The 21,644-nt window shown below is 41.7% G+C and carries 19 protein-coding genes and 1 pseudogene; 12 read left to right on the top strand and 8 right to left on the bottom strand.

What is annotated here, in order from left to right:
- The first annotated feature begins 35 nt into the window (after positions 1–35).
- The 4 genes from FTT85_RS00305 to FTT85_RS00320 all read left to right on the top strand — a co-directional run bounded on the left by FTT85_RS00305 (position 36) and on the right by FTT85_RS00320 (position 3,602).
- A complete protein-coding gene (locus tag FTT85_RS00305; protein ID WP_373683023.1) occupies positions 36–563 on the top strand; it encodes a hypothetical protein in 528 nt (175 codons plus the stop codon).
- 192 nt (positions 564–755) lie between these two features.
- Positions 756–1,505 (top strand): hypothetical protein, encoded by a 750-nt coding sequence (locus FTT85_RS00310; protein ID WP_078190481.1) that lies wholly within the window; start codon positions 756–758, stop codon positions 1,503–1,505.
- A gap of 79 nt (positions 1,506–1,584) precedes the next feature.
- Positions 1,585–1,863, top strand: a complete 279-nt coding sequence (locus tag FTT85_RS00315; RefSeq protein WP_078190480.1) for a hypothetical protein — start codon at positions 1,585–1,587, stop codon at positions 1,861–1,863.
- A 377-nt stretch (positions 1,864–2,240) separates the two neighbouring features.
- The gene (locus tag FTT85_RS00320; RefSeq protein ID WP_180182560.1) at positions 2,241–3,602 is read left to right on the top strand and encodes a GGDEF domain-containing protein; all 1,362 of its coding nucleotides are present in this window, start codon (positions 2,241–2,243) and stop codon (positions 3,600–3,602) included.
- A 53-nt stretch (positions 3,603–3,655) separates the two neighbouring features.
- Here FTT85_RS00320 and FTT85_RS00325 read toward each other — a convergent pair whose 3' ends face one another.
- Entirely contained in the window at positions 3,656–4,210 is a 555-nt protein-coding gene (locus tag FTT85_RS00325; RefSeq protein ID WP_180182561.1) for a hypothetical protein, read from the bottom strand.
- A 297-nt stretch (positions 4,211–4,507) separates the two neighbouring features.
- On the opposite strand from FTT85_RS00325, the gene tehB reads away from it, so the two are divergent.
- Positions 4,508–5,380 carry an SAM-dependent methyltransferase TehB gene (tehB, locus tag FTT85_RS00330; RefSeq protein ID WP_180182562.1) on the top strand — a complete coding sequence of 291 codons (873 nt, stop codon included), beginning with the start codon at positions 4,508–4,510 and terminating at the stop codon, positions 5,378–5,380.
- 149 nt (positions 5,381–5,529) lie between these two features.
- Here the strand turns inward: tehB and FTT85_RS00335 are convergent, their stop codons facing one another.
- From FTT85_RS00335 to fadB, 3 genes are all read right to left on the bottom strand, one after another.
- On the bottom strand, positions 5,530–6,216 hold the full coding sequence (locus FTT85_RS00335; protein WP_373886872.1) for a hypothetical protein: 687 nt from the start codon (positions 6,214–6,216) through the stop codon (positions 5,530–5,532).
- 402 nt (positions 6,217–6,618) lie between these two features.
- A complete protein-coding gene (gene fadA / locus FTT85_RS00340) occupies positions 6,619–7,791 on the bottom strand; it encodes an acetyl-CoA C-acyltransferase FadA (RefSeq protein WP_168379008.1) in 1,173 nt (390 codons plus the stop codon).
- Positions 7,792–7,803: 12 nt separating this feature from the next.
- Entirely contained in the window at positions 7,804–9,957 is a 2,154-nt protein-coding gene (gene fadB / locus FTT85_RS00345) for a fatty acid oxidation complex subunit alpha FadB (protein ID WP_180182564.1), read from the bottom strand.
- A 471-nt stretch (positions 9,958–10,428) separates the two neighbouring features.
- Between fadB and lpxO the strand changes: the two genes are divergently transcribed.
- Positions 10,429–11,343: a lipid A hydroxylase LpxO gene (gene lpxO, locus FTT85_RS00350; protein ID WP_078190472.1), complete on the top strand. Its 915-nt coding sequence runs from the start codon at positions 10,429–10,431 to the stop codon at positions 11,341–11,343.
- A 256-nt stretch (positions 11,344–11,599) separates the two neighbouring features.
- Here the strand turns inward: lpxO and FTT85_RS18635 are convergent, their stop codons facing one another.
- Complete coding sequence (locus tag FTT85_RS18635; RefSeq protein WP_257232030.1) at positions 11,600–11,725, bottom strand: hypothetical protein; 126 nt, start codon at positions 11,723–11,725, stop codon at positions 11,600–11,602.
- Between FTT85_RS18635 and FTT85_RS00355 the strand changes: the two genes are divergently transcribed.
- Entirely contained in the window at positions 11,724–12,806 is a 1,083-nt protein-coding gene (locus FTT85_RS00355) for a diguanylate cyclase domain-containing protein (RefSeq protein ID WP_180182565.1), read from the top strand. The two genes, FTT85_RS18635 and FTT85_RS00355, sit on opposite strands and share 2 nt — an antisense overlap.
- A 181-nt stretch (positions 12,807–12,987) precedes the next feature.
- Positions 12,988–13,401, top strand: coding sequence for a PH domain-containing protein (locus tag FTT85_RS00360; RefSeq protein ID WP_180134815.1), 414 nt, complete (start codon positions 12,988–12,990; stop codon positions 13,399–13,401).
- Positions 13,402–13,453: 52 nt separating this feature from the next.
- Here the strand turns inward: FTT85_RS00360 and FTT85_RS00365 are convergent, their stop codons facing one another.
- Positions 13,454–14,512, bottom strand: a complete 1,059-nt coding sequence (locus tag FTT85_RS00365; protein WP_180182566.1) for an AAA family ATPase — start codon at positions 14,510–14,512, stop codon at positions 13,454–13,456.
- A gap of 178 nt (positions 14,513–14,690) precedes the next feature.
- Between FTT85_RS00365 and uvrC the strand changes: the two genes are divergently transcribed.
- The 3 genes from uvrC (at position 14,691) to pgsA (ending at position 18,113) form a co-directional block, all read left to right on the top strand.
- Positions 14,691–16,490, top strand: a complete 1,800-nt coding sequence (uvrC, locus tag FTT85_RS00370) for an excinuclease ABC subunit UvrC (protein ID WP_180050756.1) — start codon at positions 14,691–14,693, stop codon at positions 16,488–16,490.
- A 136-nt stretch (positions 16,491–16,626) separates the two neighbouring features.
- A complete protein-coding gene (locus FTT85_RS00375) occupies positions 16,627–17,421 on the top strand; it encodes a thioesterase family protein (protein ID WP_180182631.1) in 795 nt (264 codons plus the stop codon).
- Between the two features lie 104 nt (positions 17,422–17,525).
- On the top strand, positions 17,526–18,113 hold the full coding sequence (gene pgsA, locus FTT85_RS00380; protein WP_078190467.1) for a CDP-diacylglycerol--glycerol-3-phosphate 3-phosphatidyltransferase: 588 nt from the start codon (positions 17,526–17,528) through the stop codon (positions 18,111–18,113).
- A gap of 630 nt (positions 18,114–18,743) precedes the next feature.
- Here pgsA and FTT85_RS00385 read toward each other — a convergent pair.
- Both FTT85_RS00385 and argH read right to left on the bottom strand, forming a co-directional pair.
- Positions 18,744–19,013, bottom strand: coding sequence for an oxidative damage protection protein (locus FTT85_RS00385; RefSeq protein ID WP_078190466.1), 270 nt, complete (start codon positions 19,011–19,013; stop codon positions 18,744–18,746).
- Between the two features lie 27 nt (positions 19,014–19,040).
- A complete protein-coding gene (argH, locus tag FTT85_RS00390; protein ID WP_171319324.1) occupies positions 19,041–20,471 on the bottom strand; it encodes an argininosuccinate lyase in 1,431 nt (476 codons plus the stop codon).
- Between argH and FTT85_RS00395 the strand changes: the two are divergent.
- Positions 20,462–21,615: pseudogene (locus FTT85_RS00395) on the top strand (sensor histidine kinase). The gene argH and the pseudogene FTT85_RS00395 overlap by 10 nt on opposite strands.
- Positions 21,616–21,644 lie beyond the last annotated feature (29 nt).

Here is a 21,644-nt window from a genome sequence, read left to right on the forward strand (position 1 = left end):
TTCAATTTTCTATTTTTAAATCTCTCGGAATGAACATGATGAATCTCCCTAAATCTGTTTCCGTTTTGGTTTTTGTTAGTGCAGCAATGACGGCTATGAGTACATTGGCTGCGGAAAAAGCCACTACAAAAGCTGATGAAACCGAACAACAAGCTATTCAGATGCCTGCTTTAACCATTATGGCAGAGCGTGAAATGCGTGCAGAGACGGGCATTGTTGAGTATCAAGAGCAGGTGGATCGCCGTAAAGCCTTACAGCAACGGGTGATGCAACTTGAGCGTGATACTCAAAACAAAGGTGTCGATGCAACAATCGTGTCAAATATTGATATCTTACCTGCCACAGCAGTGCCAGATATGTCGAATTTATCGCCTTTGATGCAACAGCATGTTTTAAATATTGCCGCAGGTTTGCAGTCTTCTGACCCACGCAATGGTTTATATATTATGTTGCAACCCTTTGGGATTGACCGTAATGCGACCAATGTGCAAATCAGTCGTGAGCAAATCAATCTCGGAAACATCGACCGTCAGTTAAATACCAATCCGATCAAGACCCCATAATCGAATACACCTCTACAGCAAATTGAATGCGAAAATTCATGCTTTATCTATGAATTTTCGTTTTGATGGCATGCGTAATTTAGGTCTTTCTACATTGATGAAGTTAAATAGCATCGCTAAAAAACATGGCTATTTTATCGTCAATCTTCAAACTTTTGGTTAAACTGAATAAAAGGGCATTCGGAGCTCATTATGCCGCGTATCTTTGTTGTCTTGGCCAGTGCTACGGTATTGGTCTTTGGATGGATGTTTTATCAATATTCAGTACAGCAAAAAGAAGCTGTGCAACTCTCGACCTATGAAACGGTTTTGCGTGAAAAAACCGAGCAAATTTTTCAGCAAGCTCAGCACTGGGAAGAGCCGATACAACTCAATGTGACAGATGCACGGCTAACGGGTGATTATAAAATCATGTCGGATTTTATTTTGAGCCAAATGCTGCAGCGTGCAGAAGCGCGGAATCAATATATTCGTGATCTTAAAGCACTGAATTGGGATAAATTTCTCGACATCGATCGCTTATTGCAGGATAAAAAAAACCAGTATCAAGAGACTGAGCAAATGCTGCAGCAGGTGCATGCAGTGGTCGATGCTTATGAGCAAAAAACCACACAGCAAGAGGAAAATGGTTTAGCTCAGGCCAAACAGTTGGCAGTCAAACAGGTGTTTCGTCAGCAAATTGCCCAGAGTTTAAGAGACAGTCGTGATAGTGATGAGTCGCATGCTTTATTTGAGTTAGAAAAGCAAAGCTTGGCGAAGGCTGATGAGATCTTTGCTGTGCTGAAAGCCAATAAATGGGAAAAGAAAAATAAATTATTTATGTTCTATGAAGATGCGCCTTTAAAGCAGTTTAATCAGCTTTATACAGAGATGTTAGCGCTCAATGCGCAAATGGATGAGATCCGCCAAAAGAACCGTTCAGAGTTGAAACAAAAGCTTTAACTGACTGTCATCTCTCTTTCAAAATTGCGCGATAAAGTGGCTTTTAGCAGAGTTTTACATCATATAGAGGTCCATGCTCATGCGAGCTATTCAGATTTTTGATGATATTCAGCAGGTCTATATCGACTTTATCGCGAACCGCCAATATCCACGTTTGGAAAGTTTAAACAATTGGGGCAAGAACCGTTTTTTCTTCAGTCAGTATTTTCGCATGATTGAAGATTGGCATCTGACTGAACAGATTGTGATTGAATTTAATCAACAATTTTATAGTTTGGATACAGGGACGGCGCCTGACTTTATGGATCAAGACAAATACATGGCTTGGTTGATGGAACAATTACAAATATTAAAATAAGTCCTTTTCATTCAAATTATTCAGCACAGCTTCGAGATATGTTATGCAATTCAAAGCCATCCTTTAGCGGATGGCTTTTTTTGTTGCTAGCGAACTTAATTGGGGGGAGCGTGGTCTGAGCTAGTATGAATGGCGCAGAAAACGTGAGCCCTAAAATTGTCCTGAGGCATTGGATTTGCAAATTTAATACAACTATCAACCAATAGTGTGACTTAAATCACTTAAAATACGCCGAAAATTTAAACATAAATTTTTAGCCAGCAGCCCATAACTCATAAGAAGCTGAGCTGTATTGAACTTGCAAACATTCTAACCTTAGACCGATTGGCTTTGAATGAAAGGTTTATCGCCATCTTTAGAGATGATTTTTTTAGCGTATGAAAAAATTAATACTGCTATGGCTTGCCATATGTGCGGTTTCATTGGTGTCGATAGGCTATACCTATGAATTATTCATTAGCCCTGTTTGGGTGGTAAATGCATTTGCTGCCTATGGCATGATTTTAATGCGGAAGCATTTAAGCCACGATTTACTGATCGTGCTCTATGCTTTTAGTGCGATCTTTGTGGCTTCGCTGATGGTCAATCCTGCCAAAATCTTAGAAGATAAATTTCTCCTGTGTGCGATTTCGGCATTTCAGATTTGGGTATTTATTAAAGCCTATTTAGCGCTGAGCCATTTAAAAAAACGCCGCTTTAAGCGAACCCTAATGTTAGCTGTTCCGAGTATCGTGAGTGCTTTTGCAGGCAGTCTCTTGTTTGTGGCGTGCTTTCAGATGGACAACCAATACTTTGCCTTTGTTGATTATTTTCTAGAGCAATTTGCAACAAGTTTGGCTGTGGTGTGTTTACTGTTTGGTGTTCAGCGCTGGATGAATGTGCCGTGGGTGGATTATGGCTATCTGATCGTGGCACTGGCCGTCCAATATGTGATCTCAAATGATCAGATCTTCTATGCTTGCATGGTCTTGCCTTTATTGATGTGTTATTACGCGATCAAATACGACCTCAAAACCTTTTGCTGGCTGATTGGCTTAATGACGCTGATCTGTGGTTGGTATGGTGCCATGCCATTGGCTGGGGAATATTGGTCAGATGCACAAGTACATATGCTTTCGCGGATCAGTTCTTATCGTTTGGCATTGGGTATTTATCTGATCATTTTTCTGTTTATTTGTGAGCTGTATGCACGAAATAAACGCCTGTATTTGGCTTTGCAACGTGTGAGTTTTTGCGATGAATTGACGGGGCTGAAAAATCGCCATGCCTTTAAAGAACAAATATTTATAGAGGGTGCGGTTGATAAAGGCTGTGTCATTTTGCTCGATGTCGATAATTTTAAAAAAATTAATGATCAATATGGGCACCAAATGGGGGACAGTGTTTTGGTGCATTTGGCAAAAATCTTAAAAAATTGTAGTCCACGCGCGAGTTTTATCAGTCGCTGGGGCGGTGAAGAATTTTTAATTTTGCTCGAAGGTGCCGATTTGGAGCAGGGTAAAATGTTGTGTGAAACAATTTTGGAACGCTGCGAACATGTACCGTTTCGAAAAGATCAATTAAGGCTAGATGTCAGCTTTAGTATGGGCTTGGCCGAGTTTCAACAGTTGAGTTTGTCTAATTACTCCACGACTCTACAGCATGTCGATGCCTGCCTATATCAGGCGAAATCACAAGGGAAAAATCAGTTTGTTTATCAAAAGATTATTCCGTTAGCAGAAAGCAGTATTGCAGTCTAAATGGGCAAAAAAAAGATGCCGTGAAGGCATCTTTTTTAGCATTTAATCAATGATTAAGCTGCTTTTTTGAACCAAGAAAAGAAACCTTTTTTCTCAGCTTTTGCTGCTTCAGCTTTTTTCTCTGCACATTTTTTAGCGCAGTCTTTTTTCGCTTCAGCTTTTACTTCTTCAGTTTTAGTTTCAATAGCTTTTTTTGCATCAGTTGCTTTTTCTACAGCTGCATCTTTTGCTTCAACAGTTTTTGCAACGACAGCATCTTTAGTTGCTACAGTTTTTGCTACAGTCGCGTCTTTTGCTGCAACTGCAGTTTCTTTAGTTGCTGCTGATTTTTCTACCACTGCTTTTTTCATGTCAGCAGTTTTTGCTTTAGTGGTTTCTTTCACTGTTAAAGTTTTAGTTTGAGTCGCTTTTTCTGCAACAGCCACTTGAGTTTTAGCAGCATCTTTAGTTGCTTGAGCAGCAGCTACAGTTGCAGTTTTCGCTTGTGCAGCTTGAGCTTTTACAGCTTCAACAGCAGTCGCAGATTTTTGTTCTACAGCAGTAGTTGCCATAGCAGAAGTTGTAGCAGCAACTAAAGCAACAGCTAAAGTAGTTTTGATCGCGTTCATAGTCATCACTCTATAAAACTTAGTTAAAATAAGGCATTGTAAATTTTATGCCTTATCAACAGCGCTTAGGTTACACGGCACAGAGTGAGGGATTTGATTGTGTGAATATTCCACCAATGTTACAAACGGATAACATGGTGTTACGCAGAAAAACAAACAAAAACAGCGAGCATTGCACAGCATTCGAAATTTTCAATTCAAAGCTGATTTAAAATCACTGTTAAAGCCGTTATTGTGAATATATATTTCTGCCATTGGTATGGCATAAAAATAAAGTCGCATGAGGGATAACTACAGATGCAGCAGCTTATTTGTTATAAACAGCTCCCTGTGTGGACGCAGCAGTCGATTCCACAAGGTTTTAAACAACAGCACAATACCAAAGCAGGCACTTGGGCAAAACTCACCGTACTGCAAGGTGAAGTGAACTTTGCCATGTTAGATGCGTCTGGAAATATCCTTTCCACGCATGTATTTAGCCCAGATCAGCCACCGCCGTTTATCGAACCGCAGGCGTGGCACAAGATTGTGTCTGCGAGTGACGATGTGCAATGTCAGTTGAGTTTTTATTGCTTAGCACAGGACTATTTTTATAAGAAGTATCAGCTCAGTCCAACACATTCAGAAATTTTGGCAGCAACACCATATTTGCAAGGTGGTCGTGCTTTGGATGTCGGCTGTGGGCAGGGGCGTAATTCGCTGTACTTAAGTCAGCTGTCTGAGCAGCGCTTTGAGGTGGATGCATGGGATGTCAATCCACACAGTTTGCACAAGCTGCAAGAGGTGATCGCTGCGGAAGGTATTGAAAATATTCATGTACAGCAGCGTGATTTAAATGCAGACCAAAGCATTACAGGTACATACGACTTTATTTGCTGTACCGTGGTGATGATGTTTTTAGAGGCCAAGACAGTGAAGCCACTGATTCAGCAGATGCAGCAAGCTACAAGTGTAAATGGCTATAACCTGATAGTTTGCGCTATGGATACACCTGATTTACCTGCGCAGCCTGACTTTCCATTTAGCTTTAAAGCAGGAGAGTTAAATGCTTTGTATGAGGGCTGGAATATTGTGAAATACAATGAAAATGTCGGTGAGCTGCATCGGGTGGATGCTGAAGGGCAGCGGATTCAACAGCATTTTGCGACTTTGTTGGCGCAGAAAATTTAAGCCAAGAATTGTAGGATGTTGAGTTGAAGGATTGGTGATCAACTCAACACTTACTTTACTTAAATTGGAAAAAGGGAACCATTTTTGAGCTAGTCAGGGTGTATGTGTACTTAGAAAATTCAACCAATTGAATATGATTATACTCTGATTTAAGGCTGATAAATAAAGCCCAAAGCTTTTAGAGGCAATTGAATGATGTCGATTGTGAGTGTTAAAGGTAATAGTGGTAATTCTGCCAATTTTTCCTGCCCTGACTTTTTAACATAGCCACTTTGGTCTTCGTAATGCTGGATACGGATCTTATAGGGATGGCTTAAGGGCTTTAAATCTGCGGCATTCGCAACTTTTGGGTAAACCGTACCTGCAATTTCTAAGTTAAAGAGATGATCTTGCTGTTCTGCCTTTGAACAATCACATGGTGCTACGCCATATTGGTTGAATAATGCCCTTTCCGTAGGACTTAGTGTTCCATTGGGAGGCGCATAATAAAATTTAAAGCTTCCGCTAAATTTAGTGCTGTTCGGGCTCGGAGAATTAAAGTCAAGTTCTCGATGGAGACGAATATATTGTGGATTGAGTTGGCTAATCAGTTGAATAAAATCAGCACCGCCTTTATTGATCACATAGCTGTATTTATTGCCTGCGACTACGATGCTATCGATTGGTTCATTGGGTATTGCTTTAGCGGGTTTGCCAAATGCGATCACATCATCTTCAAGGATTGTTCTCCATGCATATTTTGTTTCGTATTTTTGAAACAGATCACGGGAGAGTTCACCGATTTGATTATTTGTAACGCAAGCTGTAAGAAAAATAAAAGTGCTTAGGCAGCTCATCTTTAAGAGGTAGAGAAGTCGTTTATTTATCATTATTATGCATATTTAAGTTTTGGTTCAGGCCTTACCATAATTCAAAAATCGCTGAAAATCGAGAATTAACGTATTAACTTTAAAAATATGCTGAGGCGTTTTTACGGTTTGTTTAGCACGGTTTTTTGTTGAAGATTTTTGAACAAAATTTATTGCACTATGAAATTTCCCTCTCCTTTTAAGGAGACTTGCGCAGAATACCGCTCAGGGATAGGATTTATATGAAAAATTTCCCCTCATCCTCTTGTGGTGCATGCTGCTCACCCCAGAGGGAGAAGGGGCTTCTAGTATTATTCATGCGAGTTTAGTTAACAAATAAAAAACCCCGCACTAAACGGGGTTTCTTTTATCTCAGTATTTAATTAAAAATTAAACACGTTCGATAATGGTCGCGATACCTTGACCCAAACCGATACACATAGTCGCAAGACCGATTTGCGTATCTTGCTGTTCCATTACGTTCAACAATGTTGTTGTGATACGCGCACCAGAACAACCCAATGGGTGACCCAATGCAATTGCACCACCGTTCAAGTTCACACGGTCTTGTTGGTCATAAATGCCTAAGCCTTTAAGAACAGACAAACCTTGTGCTGCGAACGCTTCGTTCAATTCAAAAGTTTGAATATCAGCAATCGATAAGCCAGCACGTTTAAGTGCTTTTTGAGTTGCTGGTACAGGACCATAACCCATGATCGCAGCATCACAGCCAGCAACTGCCATAGAGCGGATGACAGCACGTGGCTTAAGACCTAAAGCTTGAGCACGTTCAGCAGACATCAGCAGCATTGCAGAAGCACCATCAGACAAAGCTGAAGATGTTGCAGCAGTTACCGTACCGCCTTTCGGATCGAATACTGGACGTAACGATTGGAACGCTTCAAGGTTTGCATCAGGACGAATCACTTCATCGATATCGCACAGGATTTTGAAACCATTTGCATCGTGACCTTCAACGCCCACGATTTCATTTTTGAAACGACCTTCTTGTGTTGCAGCCCAAGCACGGCGGTGTGATTCAACACCAAACGCATCTTGTTCTTCACGAGAAATACCGTTCATACGACCTAACATTTCAGCCGTTAAGCCCATCATGTTAGATGCTTTTGCATAGTGCTTAGACGCTTCAGGGTTGATGTCGATGCCGTGCATCATGCCAACGTGACCCATGTGTTCTACACCACCAATGATGAAGATATCACCTTGGTTGGTTGCAATTTGCGCAGCCGCTGTGTGGATTGCTTGCATAGAAGAACCACAAAGACGGTTCACTGTTTGACCTGCAACAGTACGTGGTAGGTCTGCTAACAATGCAATGTTACGACCAATGTTCATACCTTGCTCTAGGGTTTGGTTTACACAGCCCCAGATAACGTCTTCAACTTCATTGGTATCAAACTGGTTACGAGCAACAAGCGCGCGTACTAATTCAGCAGATAAGCTGTCAGCACGTACGTTACGGAACATACCATTTTTGGTTTTACCCATTGCTGAACGTACGCCATCAACGATGACAACGTCACGTGGATTTAAAGTAGCCATTCACGTTGCTCCTTAACCGTAGAATTTTTTGTTGTTAGCAGCCATGTCACGCAACATTTGTGGCGCTTCATAAGCCTTACCTAAATACGCATATTTGTCGCAAAGCGCTACGTATTCAGCGACACCTGTTTGGTCGATGTAACGGCATGGACCACCACGGAATGGAGGGAAACCTACACCCATGATCATCGCCATATCTGCTTCAGCAGCAGTCGCTACGATGTTGTCTTCTAGGCAACGAACAGTTTCGTTACAGAAAGTCAGCATCATACGGTCAATGATTTCTTGAGCGTCAAATTCACGTTTTTCCGCAGTTGCAACAGAAGCCACAAGTTCGTAAGCCACAGGATCAACCACTTTGGCTTTCTTACCTTTACGGTCAAGTTCGTATTTGTAGAAACCAACGTCGTTCTTTTGACCAAGACGTTTGTTTTCGTACATGGTTAAAGTTGCGCCTTTGTAGTCTGGCTTCATGCGGTCAGGGAAACCTTCTGCCATTACTTCCGCACCGTGTACGCCTGTGTCGATACCCACAACGTCGATGAGGTAAGCAGGACCCATTGGCCAGCCGAATTTTTCCATGACTTTGTCGACTTGTTGGAAGTCAGCACCGTCTTTCAATAGAAGGTCAAATGCACCAAAGTAAGGGAACAATACGCGGTTCACCAAGAAGCCTGGGCAGTCGTTAACCACGATTGGTGTTTTACCCATTTTCTGAGCAAGAACTACAGTCGTTGCGATTGCCTCAGCAGATGTTTTCTCACCACGGATCACTTCTACCAATGGCATCATGTGAACTGGGTTAAAGAAGTGCATACCTACGAAGTTTTCAGGACGTTGTAGGTTTTCAGCCAAACGTGTGATTGAAATGGTTGATGTGTTAGACGCAATGATCGTATTGTCACGAACATTTTTTTCAGTTTCAGCCAGTACGATACCCTTAACTTTCGGGTTCTCTGTGACTGCTTCAATCACGATGTCCACTTCTTTGAATTCGTCATAGCTTAAAGTCGGACGGATGCGCGCAAGAGTTTCACCCATTTGAGCAGGTTTCATTTTCTTGCGTTCAACTTGTTTGGTCAGTAAGCCATTAGCTTCTTTCATACCTAAAGCAAGTTGTGGGTTACCAATGTCTTTCATGATGATTGGTGTGCCTTTGCTTGCCGCTTGGTAAGCAATACCACCACCCATGATACCCGCGCCTAATACAGCTGCTTGGTTGACAGGGTGTGCACCTTTTTCATATTTCTTCGAAGTTTTCTTCACAATTTGGTCGTTAAGGAATAAACCAATTAACGCACCTGCTTGTGGAGTCACAGCCGCTTTAGCAAAACCTTGCGCTTCGATTTTCAATGCTTCATCACGTGGAAGGCTTGCACCTGCTTGTAATGAGTCTAGAAGAAGTTTTGGCGCTGGGTATTGAGCAGGATTTGCTTTTGCAAGAACTGCACCTTTCGCTGTATTGAATGCCATCATTTGTTCAAGCATGTTCAATTTAACAGGATCTAATTTTTCTTGACGTTTTGCTTTCCAGTCTACACGGCCAGCAATCGCTTGTTTTACAAGGTCAATTGCAGCGTCTTGTAGTTTGTCTGCAGCAACAACTGCATCAACAGCACCGTCTTTGAGCGCAGCAGCTGGCTTTTTCGGTGCAGCCATTGCCATCCATTCAACCGCATTGTCGATACCAATCACGCGGCTTAAACGAACCGTACCACCAAAACCAGGGTAGATACCCAGTTTGATTTCTGGAAGGCCAACTTGTGCAGCATCTGACATCACACGATAGTCACACACTAAGCACATTTCAAAACCGCCGCCCAATGCCATACCATTGATTGCAGCAACTTTAGGAACGTTTAGATCTTCAAACGCATTGAAGATGTCGTGAACAGGCAATGCCCAATCCACAATCGCTTGTTCGCCTTGAGCGAAGTTTTCACCGAATTCAGTGATATCTGCACCCACGATAAATGTAGATTTACCTGAAGTAACGATTAAACCTTTGATGTCACCGTTTGCTTTAACAGCGTCAATTGCAGCTTTAAAATCTTCAATTGTTGCGCGGTTAAATTTGTTGACCGACTCACCTTGTAAGTCAAAGCGGAATTCTGCAATTCCGTCCGAAAGCATTTGGACGGTAATGGCATTGCCAGCGTGGATCATGCCTGATCTCCTTTATTTTGGAGGACTTCTAAGTTGATGTTGTGAAGCGAGTACGCGGTTCCTGCGTACACTTTATGCCTCGCTAATCTTACGATAACTATATCTAAAAAGAACATAACAAGTTGTATCAAGCCGTGACGCTAGGGTCATCAAAATTTCTTTTGGAAATAGCCTTCGGATCTGCCTTTAATCGCTATCGCTCTAATTAAATATGTTGAAGCTTATGTTTCAGTTCACATTTTTTTATAAATGTAAGCTATAGATTGAGATGCGAAAGAAAAATTCAAGAAAAAAGCAAGTGTATTTTTCGGCAGAATGGTCAATTTACTTTTGCCACTGTCATTCATCTTTGGTGAGACACAGTGTTCTATGCTGCTTATTTAAGCGTCACTGAGCACTATGCTATACTCGCCGCGTTCTCAAAAGTTAATTTTTCATTAAGCACAATGCTTATTAGCACCAGGTCCTCATATGATTAAGTGGATTATCCTGGCGGTCTTTGTCATTTCTGCGTTTTATATCCAGCAACGCGGTAAAGTCCGTCATTCATTTTATCGTCAGTTTTTTGATCATTCGACATTACTCGCACCGATCAATTTTCTCATGTACATGTTTTCAAAAGTGCCGAGTCAACCCTATATCGACACGCAGCATTTTAAAGATTTAAAAGTCTTAGATGAAAACTGGGAAATGATTCGTGATGAAGCCAAGGCCTTGTATGAAAAAGGGGGCATCAAAGCATCGAGTACTTATGATGACCTTGGATTTAACTCGTTCTTTAAAACAGGTTGGAAACGCTTTTATTTAAAATGGTATGACTCAGCCCATCCTTCGGCTGCTGAACTTTGCCCAAAAACTACGGCTTTATTAAAAAACCTACCCACCATTAAAGCTGCGATGTTTACCGAGTTGGCGCCTGACAGTCGTTTAGTCCGTCATCGAGATCCCTATGCCGGTTCATTGCGTTATCACTTGGGCTTACTGACGCCCAATGACGACCGCTGTTTTATTGATGTCGATGGTCAGCGGTACTCATGGCGTGACGGCGAGAGTGTGGTGTTTGATGAAACCTATATTCACTATGCTGAAAATAAAACGGATCAGAACCGGATCATTTTCTTTGCAGACGTTGAACGGCCATTAAAGTCAAAGTGGATGGAAGCTTTTAACCATTGGTTTGGTAAAAATGTCATGACTGCTGCGAGTTCACCCAATGAAAGCGGTGATAAAACAGGTGGTTTAAATAAAGTGTTTGGCTATGTCTATCAAATTCGCATAAAAGCCAAAGCCTTGAAAAAAACCAATCGTTCACTGTATTACTTTTTAAAGTGGTTCCTGATGTTGGGGCTGTTCTTCCTGATTTTTGTACGTCCATATTTATTTTAAAAGTAGAATAAATATTGAAAAAATGCGCCCTTAGGGGCGTTTTTTTATGCTGACAGTCAGCGAAATATCAGTTATCGTGCAAGCAGAATAAAAATAATTATGCAGAGCAAATCAGCCAAAAGCAGAAATAGTGTTAGCCAGAATAAGCTAGAACCAGAATAAGCCAGAAAAAGTGAGCCAATAGACGAGGAATATGATGTTGACGTCCGAACTTAAGCCCATGCAAAACCGTTGAGCTGAAAGAAAAGCGTCATCATCAATGATAGCCAAAACCCAAAGGTGAACGGTTGAAGCTTTGCATGCAGGCATGAAGACCTACTGCATAGAAACCCAGTGTAAACGCTTGAAGGGATTGATTTGGCGGGAAGGGTATCCGATTCATGAAAGCAACCAACCAAACATTGATGCATCAAATGCATATTTCGATGCAAGATATAGAACGACGTAAACAGTTGCTTGGCTTGACTGATTTAGAGCTGGCGGAACTGGCTTCGATTGGTGGAATTGTGGCGCCGATCCTCGACAGTATGGTCGATGAATTTTATGAAAATCAGACCTCAATTCCAGAAATTGCCACTTTGATTGGTGATCTTGATACCTTGAAGCGTTTGCAACGCGCGCAGCACCAGTATTTATTGGACTTATTTTCGGGACGCTATGACAGCGCTTATGTGAATAACCGTTTACGGATTGGTTTGGTTCATAAGCGTATAGGTGTAGAGCCGAAATTGTATCTCTCTGCGGTGCATACTCTAAAGACTATGTTGTTCCGCTTAATTCAGCGTACCTTTAATGATACGGAACAGTATCAGCGGATTATTAACACCTTGGAAAAGCTCTTTATGTTCGACACTACATTGGTGGTGGAAACCTATGTGTGGAGTTTGATTAATGAGGTGAAGATCTCCCGTGAAAAAATGGAACAGTATGCGCATGCGCTAGAGTTTCGTGCACAAGAAATGGAAGAACTTTCACAGCGCGATCCATTAACAGGACTCTTAAATGTCCGGCATTTATCGACCTTATTGACCAGTATTTTATATACCGCACAGCGTAATCATGAACCTGTAACAGTAGTGTTTATTGATATCAATGATTTTAAAAAGATCAATGATGAACAAGGTCATCCACGTGGAGATCAGGTACTACAAACGGTTGCTGCGGCCATAAAGTCGGTTGCACGTTTAGATGATCATTGCTTCCGTTATGGCGGAGACGAATTTTGTTTGGTCTTGCCTGGTTGCAGTGAAAAGCATGTGGAAGGGAGTTTTATCCCGCGTTTATTAGAAGCGGTGGCTGAAATGGAAGCAGGCTTAAGTTTAAGTATTGGGCTGTGTCAAACAGACCATCAGCAAGGCTATGTAGATGCCATGAGTTTGGTACAACAAGCCGATGCAAAAATGTATCAAGAGAAAAAGAATTATAAACGTTTGCAGGAACAACCCTTGCCGAAAGAAGCATGATCCGAGCGTAAAGAACGCCAAAAATGACAATTGATGAATAGCGAAACTTGAGCGAAATGGATCTCCATATTCTTGAAAGTAATGTGATAAATACGCTTATTTCCTGCAAAAAATAAAGCTGAAATAGCAGATGCATCCTTCAAAATCTTGTATAGAATAAAAGCAGTTGATGGGGGATAAGATGCAAGTTTTTCGTTCAAAAAAAGATTGGTGGGTGGTGGCGTTTATTGTTTGTATGAGCGGTTTACTCATTCAATTATTACTCACCATGCAAGCCAAAGGCACGATGCAACAATACCCTCTTCATACCGCAGTGTATATTTTGACCGTATTACTGCTGTGGTGGCCAATATTCAATACACGTTATCAAATTTCCGCTACAGAATTAAACATCCGTAGCATGTTTCTACGTTGGCAGATTCCTTTGCAGGATATCCAACGCATCAGTGCAAGTCAGGATTTGTCTGCGGCACCTGCGCTTTCCATTAAACGTTTAAAAATCGAATATGTGCAGGAGGGGAAAGCCAAATTTGTCATGGTTTCACCCAAAGACCAGCAAGCTTTTGCGCAGGCATTGGGCATCAACTTAAGTTGATTATCAATTTGGTTGCTTAAAATCAATAGAAAGCACGCGATCACGTGCTTTTTTATGAATTAAGTTCGTCGGTGATCACCAACTTGTCGTGTTGTGCATCTAAGTGTAATTGAGTTTGTTCAGGATACTGTAAAAAATACATCGCCAAAATTGGCTCAAGTTCTACTCGTATTTTTCGCGCCAAATGACGCGCACCATAGCGAATGTCATGGTTTTGGTAGAAATATGCTTTGGCCGTAGCGGTTAGATACACACTACGTTTTTGATGTTGTAGACGCAGATTAAGTTTTTCCAGTTCAATCTCAACCAAACGCGGTAAGGCATGATCTTGCACGGGCTGATACTGCAAAATACGATCAATACGGTTAATAAATTCAGGGTCAAATTGACGTTGCATAACTTTTTCAATGATGCTGCTGACAGGCATGCGCTTGAGGCAAAACTTCTGAATTTTTTCTGGTAGAAACTTCAATTTATCCAAATAGTGCTGTGCTGCTTGCGCACCGACATTGCTGGTCATAAAGATCATACAATTACGAAAGTCGATGGTTTTTGTACCTGAGGTTAGGGTTAATTTTCCGCTATCTAGCACATTCATTAAGCCGCGAAGCACTTCGGTTGACGCTTTTTCCAGTTCATCAAAAAGCACGATACCCGGACGGGTATGACTACCTGCAATGGCAACTTCATCAAATAAACTATGGCCTTCTTTAGAACCGACATAGCCCGGAGGCGCACCAGTAATGGCAGCCGCATAATGTTCCTGTGCGAGCGTGTTCATATCAATGCGGCAAAAGGCATCAGGTCGGCCATAAATCACTTCACTGATTAAACGTACAGTTTCGGTTTTACCAACACCTGTCGGTCCAAGCATTAATGTTACGGAGAGCGGTCGTTCAGGACTGGAAAAATCAGCCTTGACCACATGCAGCATTTTTTCAATTTCGTCTAATGCTGCTTCTTGTCCAATGATCCGTTGCTTTAAGCGTTGCATAACGTCATGCGGTTCAAAATGAAAACGCGGCTTACCCATCAAACGGTTTTTTTCAGCAGTGCTCTGCGTCGAAGTTGTCGGGTGTACGACATGGATGGCGGGATTGGCGTTCGTCATGCATCATGTTCCTAAAGCGTGATGTTTTGAGCATAGCAAATTTAGAATTTTGCATTAATAGCTTTTAGCAATCAGATCATTGCTATGAGCAACAATAAATTTGCGGGATTGCTTGAAAATGTAGGTAAAAGCATCACATCATGTCAAAGAGCAATATCGAAGACGGAACAAGGCAAAAGTGAACGAAAACGCACGTGAACATATTGAAAAAATTCTTGCCAATATGACGACTCTACCCGGTGTTTACCGCATGCTGGGTAAAGACGGTGAGTTGCTGTATGTGGGTAAAGCAAAGAATTTAAAAAATCGTGTGTCGAGTTATTTTGTGAAAACCATTGAGCATCCCAAGACGCAAGCCTTGGTCGCCCGTATTTATGATATTGAAACCTTGGTGGTGCGTTCTGAAACGGAAGCCCTATTGCTCGAACAAAACCTGATTAAGCTGCATCGTCCACCGTATAACATCATGCTGCGTGATGATAAGTCTTATGTCTATATCTTTATTTCAGCCGATAAACCCTATCCACGAATTGCCGCAGGGCGAGGCAAAGCGAAGCATCAGGCCGGTAAGTTTTTCGGGCCTTATCCGAGTGCTTATAACGCGCGTGATACTTTGGTGGTGCTGCAAAAACTGTTTAATGTGCGTCAGTGTGAAAATAGCTATTTTTCGCAGCGCAAACGACCATGCTTGCAATACCAAATTAAACGCTGTTCCGCGCCTTGTGTGGGGTTGATCTCACCCGAAGATTACAAAGAAGATGTCAATAACTCGATTCGGTTTTTACAAGGCGACACTAAAGAGCTTAATCAAGAGCTGATTGGGAAAATGGAAGCTGCGGCCGAAGCACTCGAGTTTGAAAAGGCGGTGTTTTATCGTGATCGTATGGCGCTGCTGCGTGATGTGCAAACTCAGCAAGCGATTTATAAAGTCAAAGGTGAGGCTGATATCATTGCCATTGCTTATCAAGCCGGTGTGACCTGTGTGCAAATCATGCATGTGCGCAATGGCAAAATGCTCGGCGGAAAGAGTTATTTCCCTGATATGCAGGGTGATGATCTAGGTCAAATGCTCTCGGACTTCATTGCCAATTTCTACTTTCAAGTTGCAGATGAGATTCCAACTGAACTCATCATCAATGTCGATATTCCAGATCGCAAAGACATGGAAGATGCACTACATCAGCACTTTGATAAAAAAATTCAAATCAAACATAAAGTGCGTGAAACCCGTGCAGAGTGGCAAGAGCTTGCACAAATGAATGTGCAGCACGCCATTAAAGGTAAACTGGCTGATCATTTTGAATTGAATGAACGTTTTCATCAGTTAGAACAAGTGGTAGGGCGGCCGATTGATAGTATTGAGTGTTTTGATATTTCTCACACTATGGGTGAGGCAACTATCGCGTCTTGTGTGGTCTTTGATGCTGGCGGTGCAAGAAAGCGCGACTATCGCCAATTTTCCATCAATGACATCACCGAAGGCGATGATTATGCTGCAATGCGTCAAGCGCTGACCCGCCGCTATAAAAAGCATATGCTGCCCGATTTGCTATTAATTGACGGGGGTAAAGGTCAATTACACATGGCGATGGAAGTCATGCAAGAACTCGAGCTCGATGCCTTTATGGTCGGGGTGTCCAAAGGTGAGGGGCGTAAACCAGGTTTGGAAACTTTGCACTTTACCGATGGTGAAAAAATTCAATTGCCCGAAGACCATAAAGCCCTGCATTTGATTCAACAGGTTCGTGATGAAGCCCACCGCTTTGCTATTACTAAACATCGAGCGAAACGAGATAAAAAGCGCGGCTCATCGGTACTTGAGGTGATTCCGGGCTTAGGGCCAAAACGTCGTCGGGATCTGTTGACCCATTTTGGTGGCATTCAGGGGGTACTCAAAGCTTCTGAAAATGATTTAAAACTAGTGCCGGGCTTAGGCGATGTGATGGCACGTACCATTTATAAAATTCTGCATGAATAGAGTGAACTAGCCCCAATCGATGACGCGTCAAGTCTTAATTTGCCAAAATGCTCATTGACGCATGAGTCACTGATCATTCTCATCATTTGATTTTTATACAATGATATAAAAATCAAAAATATGATCAGGGATGATGATGTCACTCGCACAGTTGTATCAACATATTGAACACAATGAATGGGTTGAGATTCCAGAAGGATGGTTGCAAGGACGTACGATCTATGGCGGCTTAGTGGCTGGCATGATGATGCACAAAGCCGTTGCCACCATTGCCGATCCGCAGCGACGTTTACTCAGTTGTAATGTGACCTTTGTTGGGCCAGTACAATTGGCGCCCGTGCGTTTAAGTGCGGAAATTTTAAGACAGGGCAAATCCGTCACCACTATCGAAGTTCGACTTTGGCAAGATGATGCCGTACAAAGCATTTTATTGGCGAGCTTTGGTGTTCCACGTGAATCAAGCATTGCCGTCAATCAGGAGCGTCAAGCACCCGATTTTCCTGAAGTGAGCAGCTTAAAGATTGCCGAACATCATCCACTTGCACCCCAGTGCTTTCAGCAAATGGATTTGGCCTGGGTAGATGGGCAGTATCCGTGTACTGCAAGCAAAAAGCCTGACTTTAGTGGTTGGATGCGTTTTAATCCAGAACGCCACGATAACCGTAAGATGACCGTAGCTGATTTACTGGTCTCGATGGATATGCGGCCGCCCGGTGTACTGCCTATGTACAAAACCATGGCGCCTGCGAGTTCTTTAACGTGGACATTGACCTATGTACATCCCTTGCAATCAAACTTACATAATTGGTTTAAATATAAAGTATTTACCGATTATGCAGCGGATGGATACGCTACAGAATATGCTCATTTATGGGATGAAAATAACCAGTTGATAGCGATTGCGCGACAGACTGTTACGGTGTTTGCCTAGTGACACTGAGGGGCATTTCGTATAAAGTGAGTGCAACTAACGATGGATAAATCCTCAAATTATTTTGCATTTTCATCGTGCATGAGGGGAAAACTGGGGTGTCTATGACAACAGGTCGAATCCTGAATATTCCTAATATTTTAACATTGGCACGAATTGCTTTAATTCCTGTGTTTTTGTTGGTGGCGTACTGGCCACCTGCAATGGGCGTGGGTGAGCATGCTGCAAGCATGTCACGTCATATATTGCTGACTGCTATTTTTGTGATCGCAGCTGTCACTGACTGGTTTGATGGCTACCTTGCAAGAAGTTTAAATCAGACTTCAGCATTTGGACGTTTTCTCGATCCTGTTGCAGATAAACTGATGGTCGCAACTGCGTTGATCGTCTTGGTGCAATGGCAACCGACCATTTCGATGGCCTTTGCAGCGATTGTAATTATTTCACGTGAAATCACGGTGTCTGCCCTACGTGAGTGGATGGCTGAATTAGGCGCGCGTACCAGTGTTGCGGTTTCAACCGTTGGTAAATATAAAACAGCATTTCAGATGATTGCGATTTCAGTGTTCTTGCTAAATTGGCAACCCCTAGAAATGTTGGCGTATGGATTGCTCTATACAGCCGTAGTTTTAACGTTATGGTCGATGTTTATTTATTTAAAAGCCGCATGGCCGTATTTAAAGCAACCTTGATTTAAAGGTAGTTATTAAAAGCTCCGTGATCGGGGCTTTTTTATTGCCGAGTTTTTAGAAAAAATTGAGGGTTTGACTAGTTTGAACAGCGCTTCATTTGATTAGAGCTTGAAGTTAAATGTGAGACGTTAGTGCAAATTTTGGATAAAAAAATTCCCAGATTTTGGGGGAAATCTGGGAAGGAAAATCGGGGTTACTTATCGATATTATGGAAGATGTTTCCATCTCCTTGATTGCTATTATAGGAAAGCAGATTTAGAAATACATGGAGTTTATTGTAGTGTAATGTTGTTTTTTATTGAGAAATGTATCACAAATTTACATTCAGAATTTTTGATACAAATTGGCCAATAACTTTGGTAGGTTTTGTTTGGATTTAAACGATAAAAATCGATATATGTAATGGAAAAAATACAATTAACATTATTTAAATAATAAGTTCATTTATTTAAGTTTAAATAAAATTGATCAATGGATAAAAAAGAATCCCCAGGGTTGGGGATTCTTTTCAATTAAAGCCTACGCATACCTTCGGTGTTTATCTTGCGTAATTTTTAGAGCAGCGCTTTATTTTTCTGCTCAGGCACAGCCTTCGCCTTGCGTTCGGGTGGAGCAGTGCTCCACTGATCCTCACTCAGGCTTTAGGCCTTCGGCTTTTTCTAAAGATTCATCATTGCTGAAGAATTTTTCACGTTGCTCTTCAAGGAACTTTTTCGCGTCAGCTTCAAACACGTTTAAACGTTTTTCATTGATCAACGTAGTTTGGTGTTTTAGCCATTCTTGCCAAGCTTGTTTAGATACCGTATCAAACAATTCTTGTCCCTTTGCACCCGGGAATGGTGCAAAGTCTAAACCTTCCATTTCAGCCTGATATTTACGGCAAAACACTTGTCGAGACATATCAATACTCCATTTAACTTGAAAAAGTTATGCGTAAAGTTTTTCTAAACGTGCGTGTGCGCGTTCAATTGCTGCTTCAACTTGAGCAGGTGCAGTACCACCAATGTGGTTACGTGCATTGACAGATGCTTCAAGTGTTAATGCTTTTTCGAAGACATCGGCCTGAATCAAGTCAGAGAACTGTTGAAGTTGCTCAAGGGTTAATTCTGAAAGATCTTTGCCTTCTTGAACACCGAGAGCAACTGCTTTACCCACAATCTCATGTGCATCACGAAATGCCACGCCATTTTTAACGAGGTAGTCGGCAAGGTCAGTTGCAGTTGAGAAGCCACGCAGCGCTGCTTCACGCATGATGTCAATGTTTGGCACTAGTGCAGGGATCATGTCGGCAAATGCCATGAGTGAGCCACGAACAGTATCGATTGCATCGAATAGTGGTTCTTTATCTTCTTGGTTGTCTTTGTTGTATGCCAATGGTTGACCTTTCATCAGGGTCAATAGGCTCATCAAGTCACCATATACACGGCCAGTTTTACCACGGATCAACTCAGGAACGTCTGGGTTTTTCTTTTGCGGCATGATTGAAGAGCCAGTGCAGAAACGGTCAGGGATGTTCACAAATTTGAACTGAGCCGATGTCCAAAGAATCATTTCTTCTGACATGCGTGATAAATGCATCATGATGAGTGATGCTGCCGCATTGAATTCAATACCAAAATCACGGTCAGATACGGCGTCTAAAGAGTTTTCAGCGACAGCTTCAAAACCTAGTAATTCGGCAGTGAATGCACGGTCAATTGGGTAGGTTGTTCCTGCAAGTGCAGCAGAACCTAAAGGCATACGGTTGGTACGTTTACGGCAGTCGATTAAACGCTCTGAGTCACGTACCAACATTTCAAACCACGCCATTAAATGGTGACCAAAAGTCACTGGCTGTGCAGTTTGTAAATGCGTGAAGCCCGGCATGATGGTATTGGTATTTTTCGCCGCTAAGCCTAGGATGCCTTTTTGTAATTTTTTCAATAATTCTAAAATCGCATCGATTTCGTCGCGAACATACAGACGGATATCGGTTGCAACTTGGTCATTACGACTACGACCGGTGTGTAGTTTTTTACCTGTAATACCGATACGTTGAGTCAAGCGTGACTCAATATTCATGTGCACATCTTCTAGGTCAATGCGCCATTCGAAGTTACCCGCTTCAATTTCTGCTTTAATGGTGTTTAAGCCATTAATAATATCGTCACGCTCTTGTTCAGTTAGAACGCCAACTTTTGCAAGCATGGTTGCATGAGCAATTGAACCTGCAATATCTTGTTTATAAAAGCGTTGGTCAAACTGTACAGATGCTGTAAATTCAGCAACAAAAGCGTCAGTAGCTTCGGAAAAACGACCGCCCCACATGCCTGAAGTTTGGGCTTGTGACGGATTTGAGGAATTAGAAGATGTGGTCATGTCGGCTCAATAAGATAAAAAGCATAGAACTGAGCAAGAGTATAGCAAATTCAAACCCAGTTGCCGAAGGGCAAGTTGATCAAACTTTTAGACAAGGTTTGGGCCTATGACAATTTCTGTATTTTCAAGAAAAATGGGCCGTTGGCATTATTTGTGGGAGCTTTTTCTTGCAGGCAATATCGTGGCGTTGGTCTTGGCCTTGGCCCAAGCTCAATCGTGGCATGCTTTAAGTTTTTCCAGTGTCATGCAGCATATGTTGTTTATTAACTGGATTTTATTGGCATTTGCTGCATTTTCAGAGCTTTTGCAGAGTAAGACGCGTGGTTTAAGCATGAAAATGCTCATGTTTAGCGGGTTTGTTTTATTGCAAGCTTTGGTGTTATTCACCACCATAACTTTAAATGTTTTGATCTATTTTGGTGGAAATTTCAGTTTAACTGGCTTGAGTGCGGACGTTTTAACTGCTGGTGTGGTTTTAAATCTGAGCTATGGGGTGTTGCTTGGGGCATTTTGTTTTCGATATTTATATTTAAGAGAACAGTGGGGTCGACAACATCATAGTGAATTAAACTCACGCATTCAGGCTATGCAAGCTCGGATTCATCCACATTTTTTATTTAATAGCTTAAACAATGTGATTAGCTTGATTGCGATTGACCCAGATAAAGCGGAGCAAATGCTACTGAATTTATCTCGATTGTTCCGTGCAAGTTTTCAAGAATTGAAGTTGGTAAGTCTCAAAGATGAGATCGATCTGTGTCAGCGTTATTTGGCCATTGAACAAATGCGTTTAGGTGATCGGCTTAAGGTGGAGTGGAAACTAGAAGGTATTGAACAATACGCTCAAGTACAAATTCCACTATTAACTTTACAACCTTTATTAGAAAATAGTATTTTTCATGGAGTTGAAAAGATTTTGACAAAGAGTACGATAAATATATTGATTGAAATATTACAAAATCAAATTAATATCGTTATTACAAATCCCTATACACAGGATACAATTAAATTACGTCAGGGGAATGGTATTGCCATCGAAAACGTGAAACAGAGACTTGAGGCATATTATGGTCAGCATGTCACTTTTCAAACCTACGCAGGCGAGGGAATGTATACGACTGTGGTGCAATATCAATATAAATAGAAATCTCAGTTGACCAATAAAAATAAATG

Source organism: Acinetobacter sp. YH01020 (assembly GCF_013420275.1).
Lineage (GTDB): Bacteria > Pseudomonadota > Gammaproteobacteria > Pseudomonadales > Moraxellaceae > Acinetobacter > Acinetobacter amyesii.

Coding starts and splice junctions, on each gene's coding strand:
- FTT85_RS00305 (WP_373683023.1), top strand. CDS start 36: ATGATGAATCTCCCTAAATCTGTTTCCGTTTTGGTTTTTGTTAGTGCA.
- FTT85_RS00310 (WP_078190481.1), top strand. CDS start 756: ATGCCGCGTATCTTTGTTGTCTTGGCCAGTGCTACGGTATTGGTCTTT.
- FTT85_RS00315 (WP_078190480.1), top strand. CDS start 1,585: ATGCGAGCTATTCAGATTTTTGATGATATTCAGCAGGTCTATATCGAC.
- FTT85_RS00320 (WP_180182560.1), top strand. CDS start 2,241: ATGAAAAAATTAATACTGCTATGGCTTGCCATATGTGCGGTTTCATTG.
- FTT85_RS00325 (WP_180182561.1), bottom strand. CDS start 4,210: ATGAACGCGATCAAAACTACTTTAGCTGTTGCTTTAGTTGCTGCTACA.
- tehB (WP_180182562.1), top strand. CDS start 4,508: ATGCAGCAGCTTATTTGTTATAAACAGCTCCCTGTGTGGACGCAGCAG.
- FTT85_RS00335 (WP_373886872.1), bottom strand. CDS start 6,216: ATGAGCTGCCTAAGCACTTTTATTTTTCTTACAGCTTGCGTTACAAAT.
- fadA (WP_168379008.1), bottom strand. CDS start 7,791: ATGGCTACTTTAAATCCACGTGACGTTGTCATCGTTGATGGCGTACGT.
- fadB (WP_180182564.1), bottom strand. CDS start 9,957: ATGATCCACGCTGGCAATGCCATTACCGTCCAAATGCTTTCGGACGGA.
- lpxO (WP_078190472.1), top strand. CDS start 10,429: ATGATTAAGTGGATTATCCTGGCGGTCTTTGTCATTTCTGCGTTTTAT.
- FTT85_RS00355 (WP_180182565.1), top strand. CDS start 11,724: ATGAAAGCAACCAACCAAACATTGATGCATCAAATGCATATTTCGATG.
- FTT85_RS18635 (WP_257232030.1), bottom strand. CDS start 11,725: ATGAATCGGATACCCTTCCCGCCAAATCAATCCCTTCAAGCGTTTACA.
- FTT85_RS00360 (WP_180134815.1), top strand. CDS start 12,988: ATGCAAGTTTTTCGTTCAAAAAAAGATTGGTGGGTGGTGGCGTTTATT.
- FTT85_RS00365 (WP_180182566.1), bottom strand. CDS start 14,512: ATGACGAACGCCAATCCCGCCATCCATGTCGTACACCCGACAACTTCG.
- FTT85_RS00375 (WP_180182631.1), top strand. CDS start 16,627: ATGTCACTCGCACAGTTGTATCAACATATTGAACACAATGAATGGGTT.
- pgsA (WP_078190467.1), top strand. CDS start 17,526: ATGACAACAGGTCGAATCCTGAATATTCCTAATATTTTAACATTGGCA.
- FTT85_RS00385 (WP_078190466.1), bottom strand. CDS start 19,013: ATGTCTCGACAAGTGTTTTGCCGTAAATATCAGGCTGAAATGGAAGGT.
- argH (WP_171319324.1), bottom strand. CDS start 20,471: ATGACCACATCTTCTAATTCCTCAAATCCGTCACAAGCCCAAACTTCA.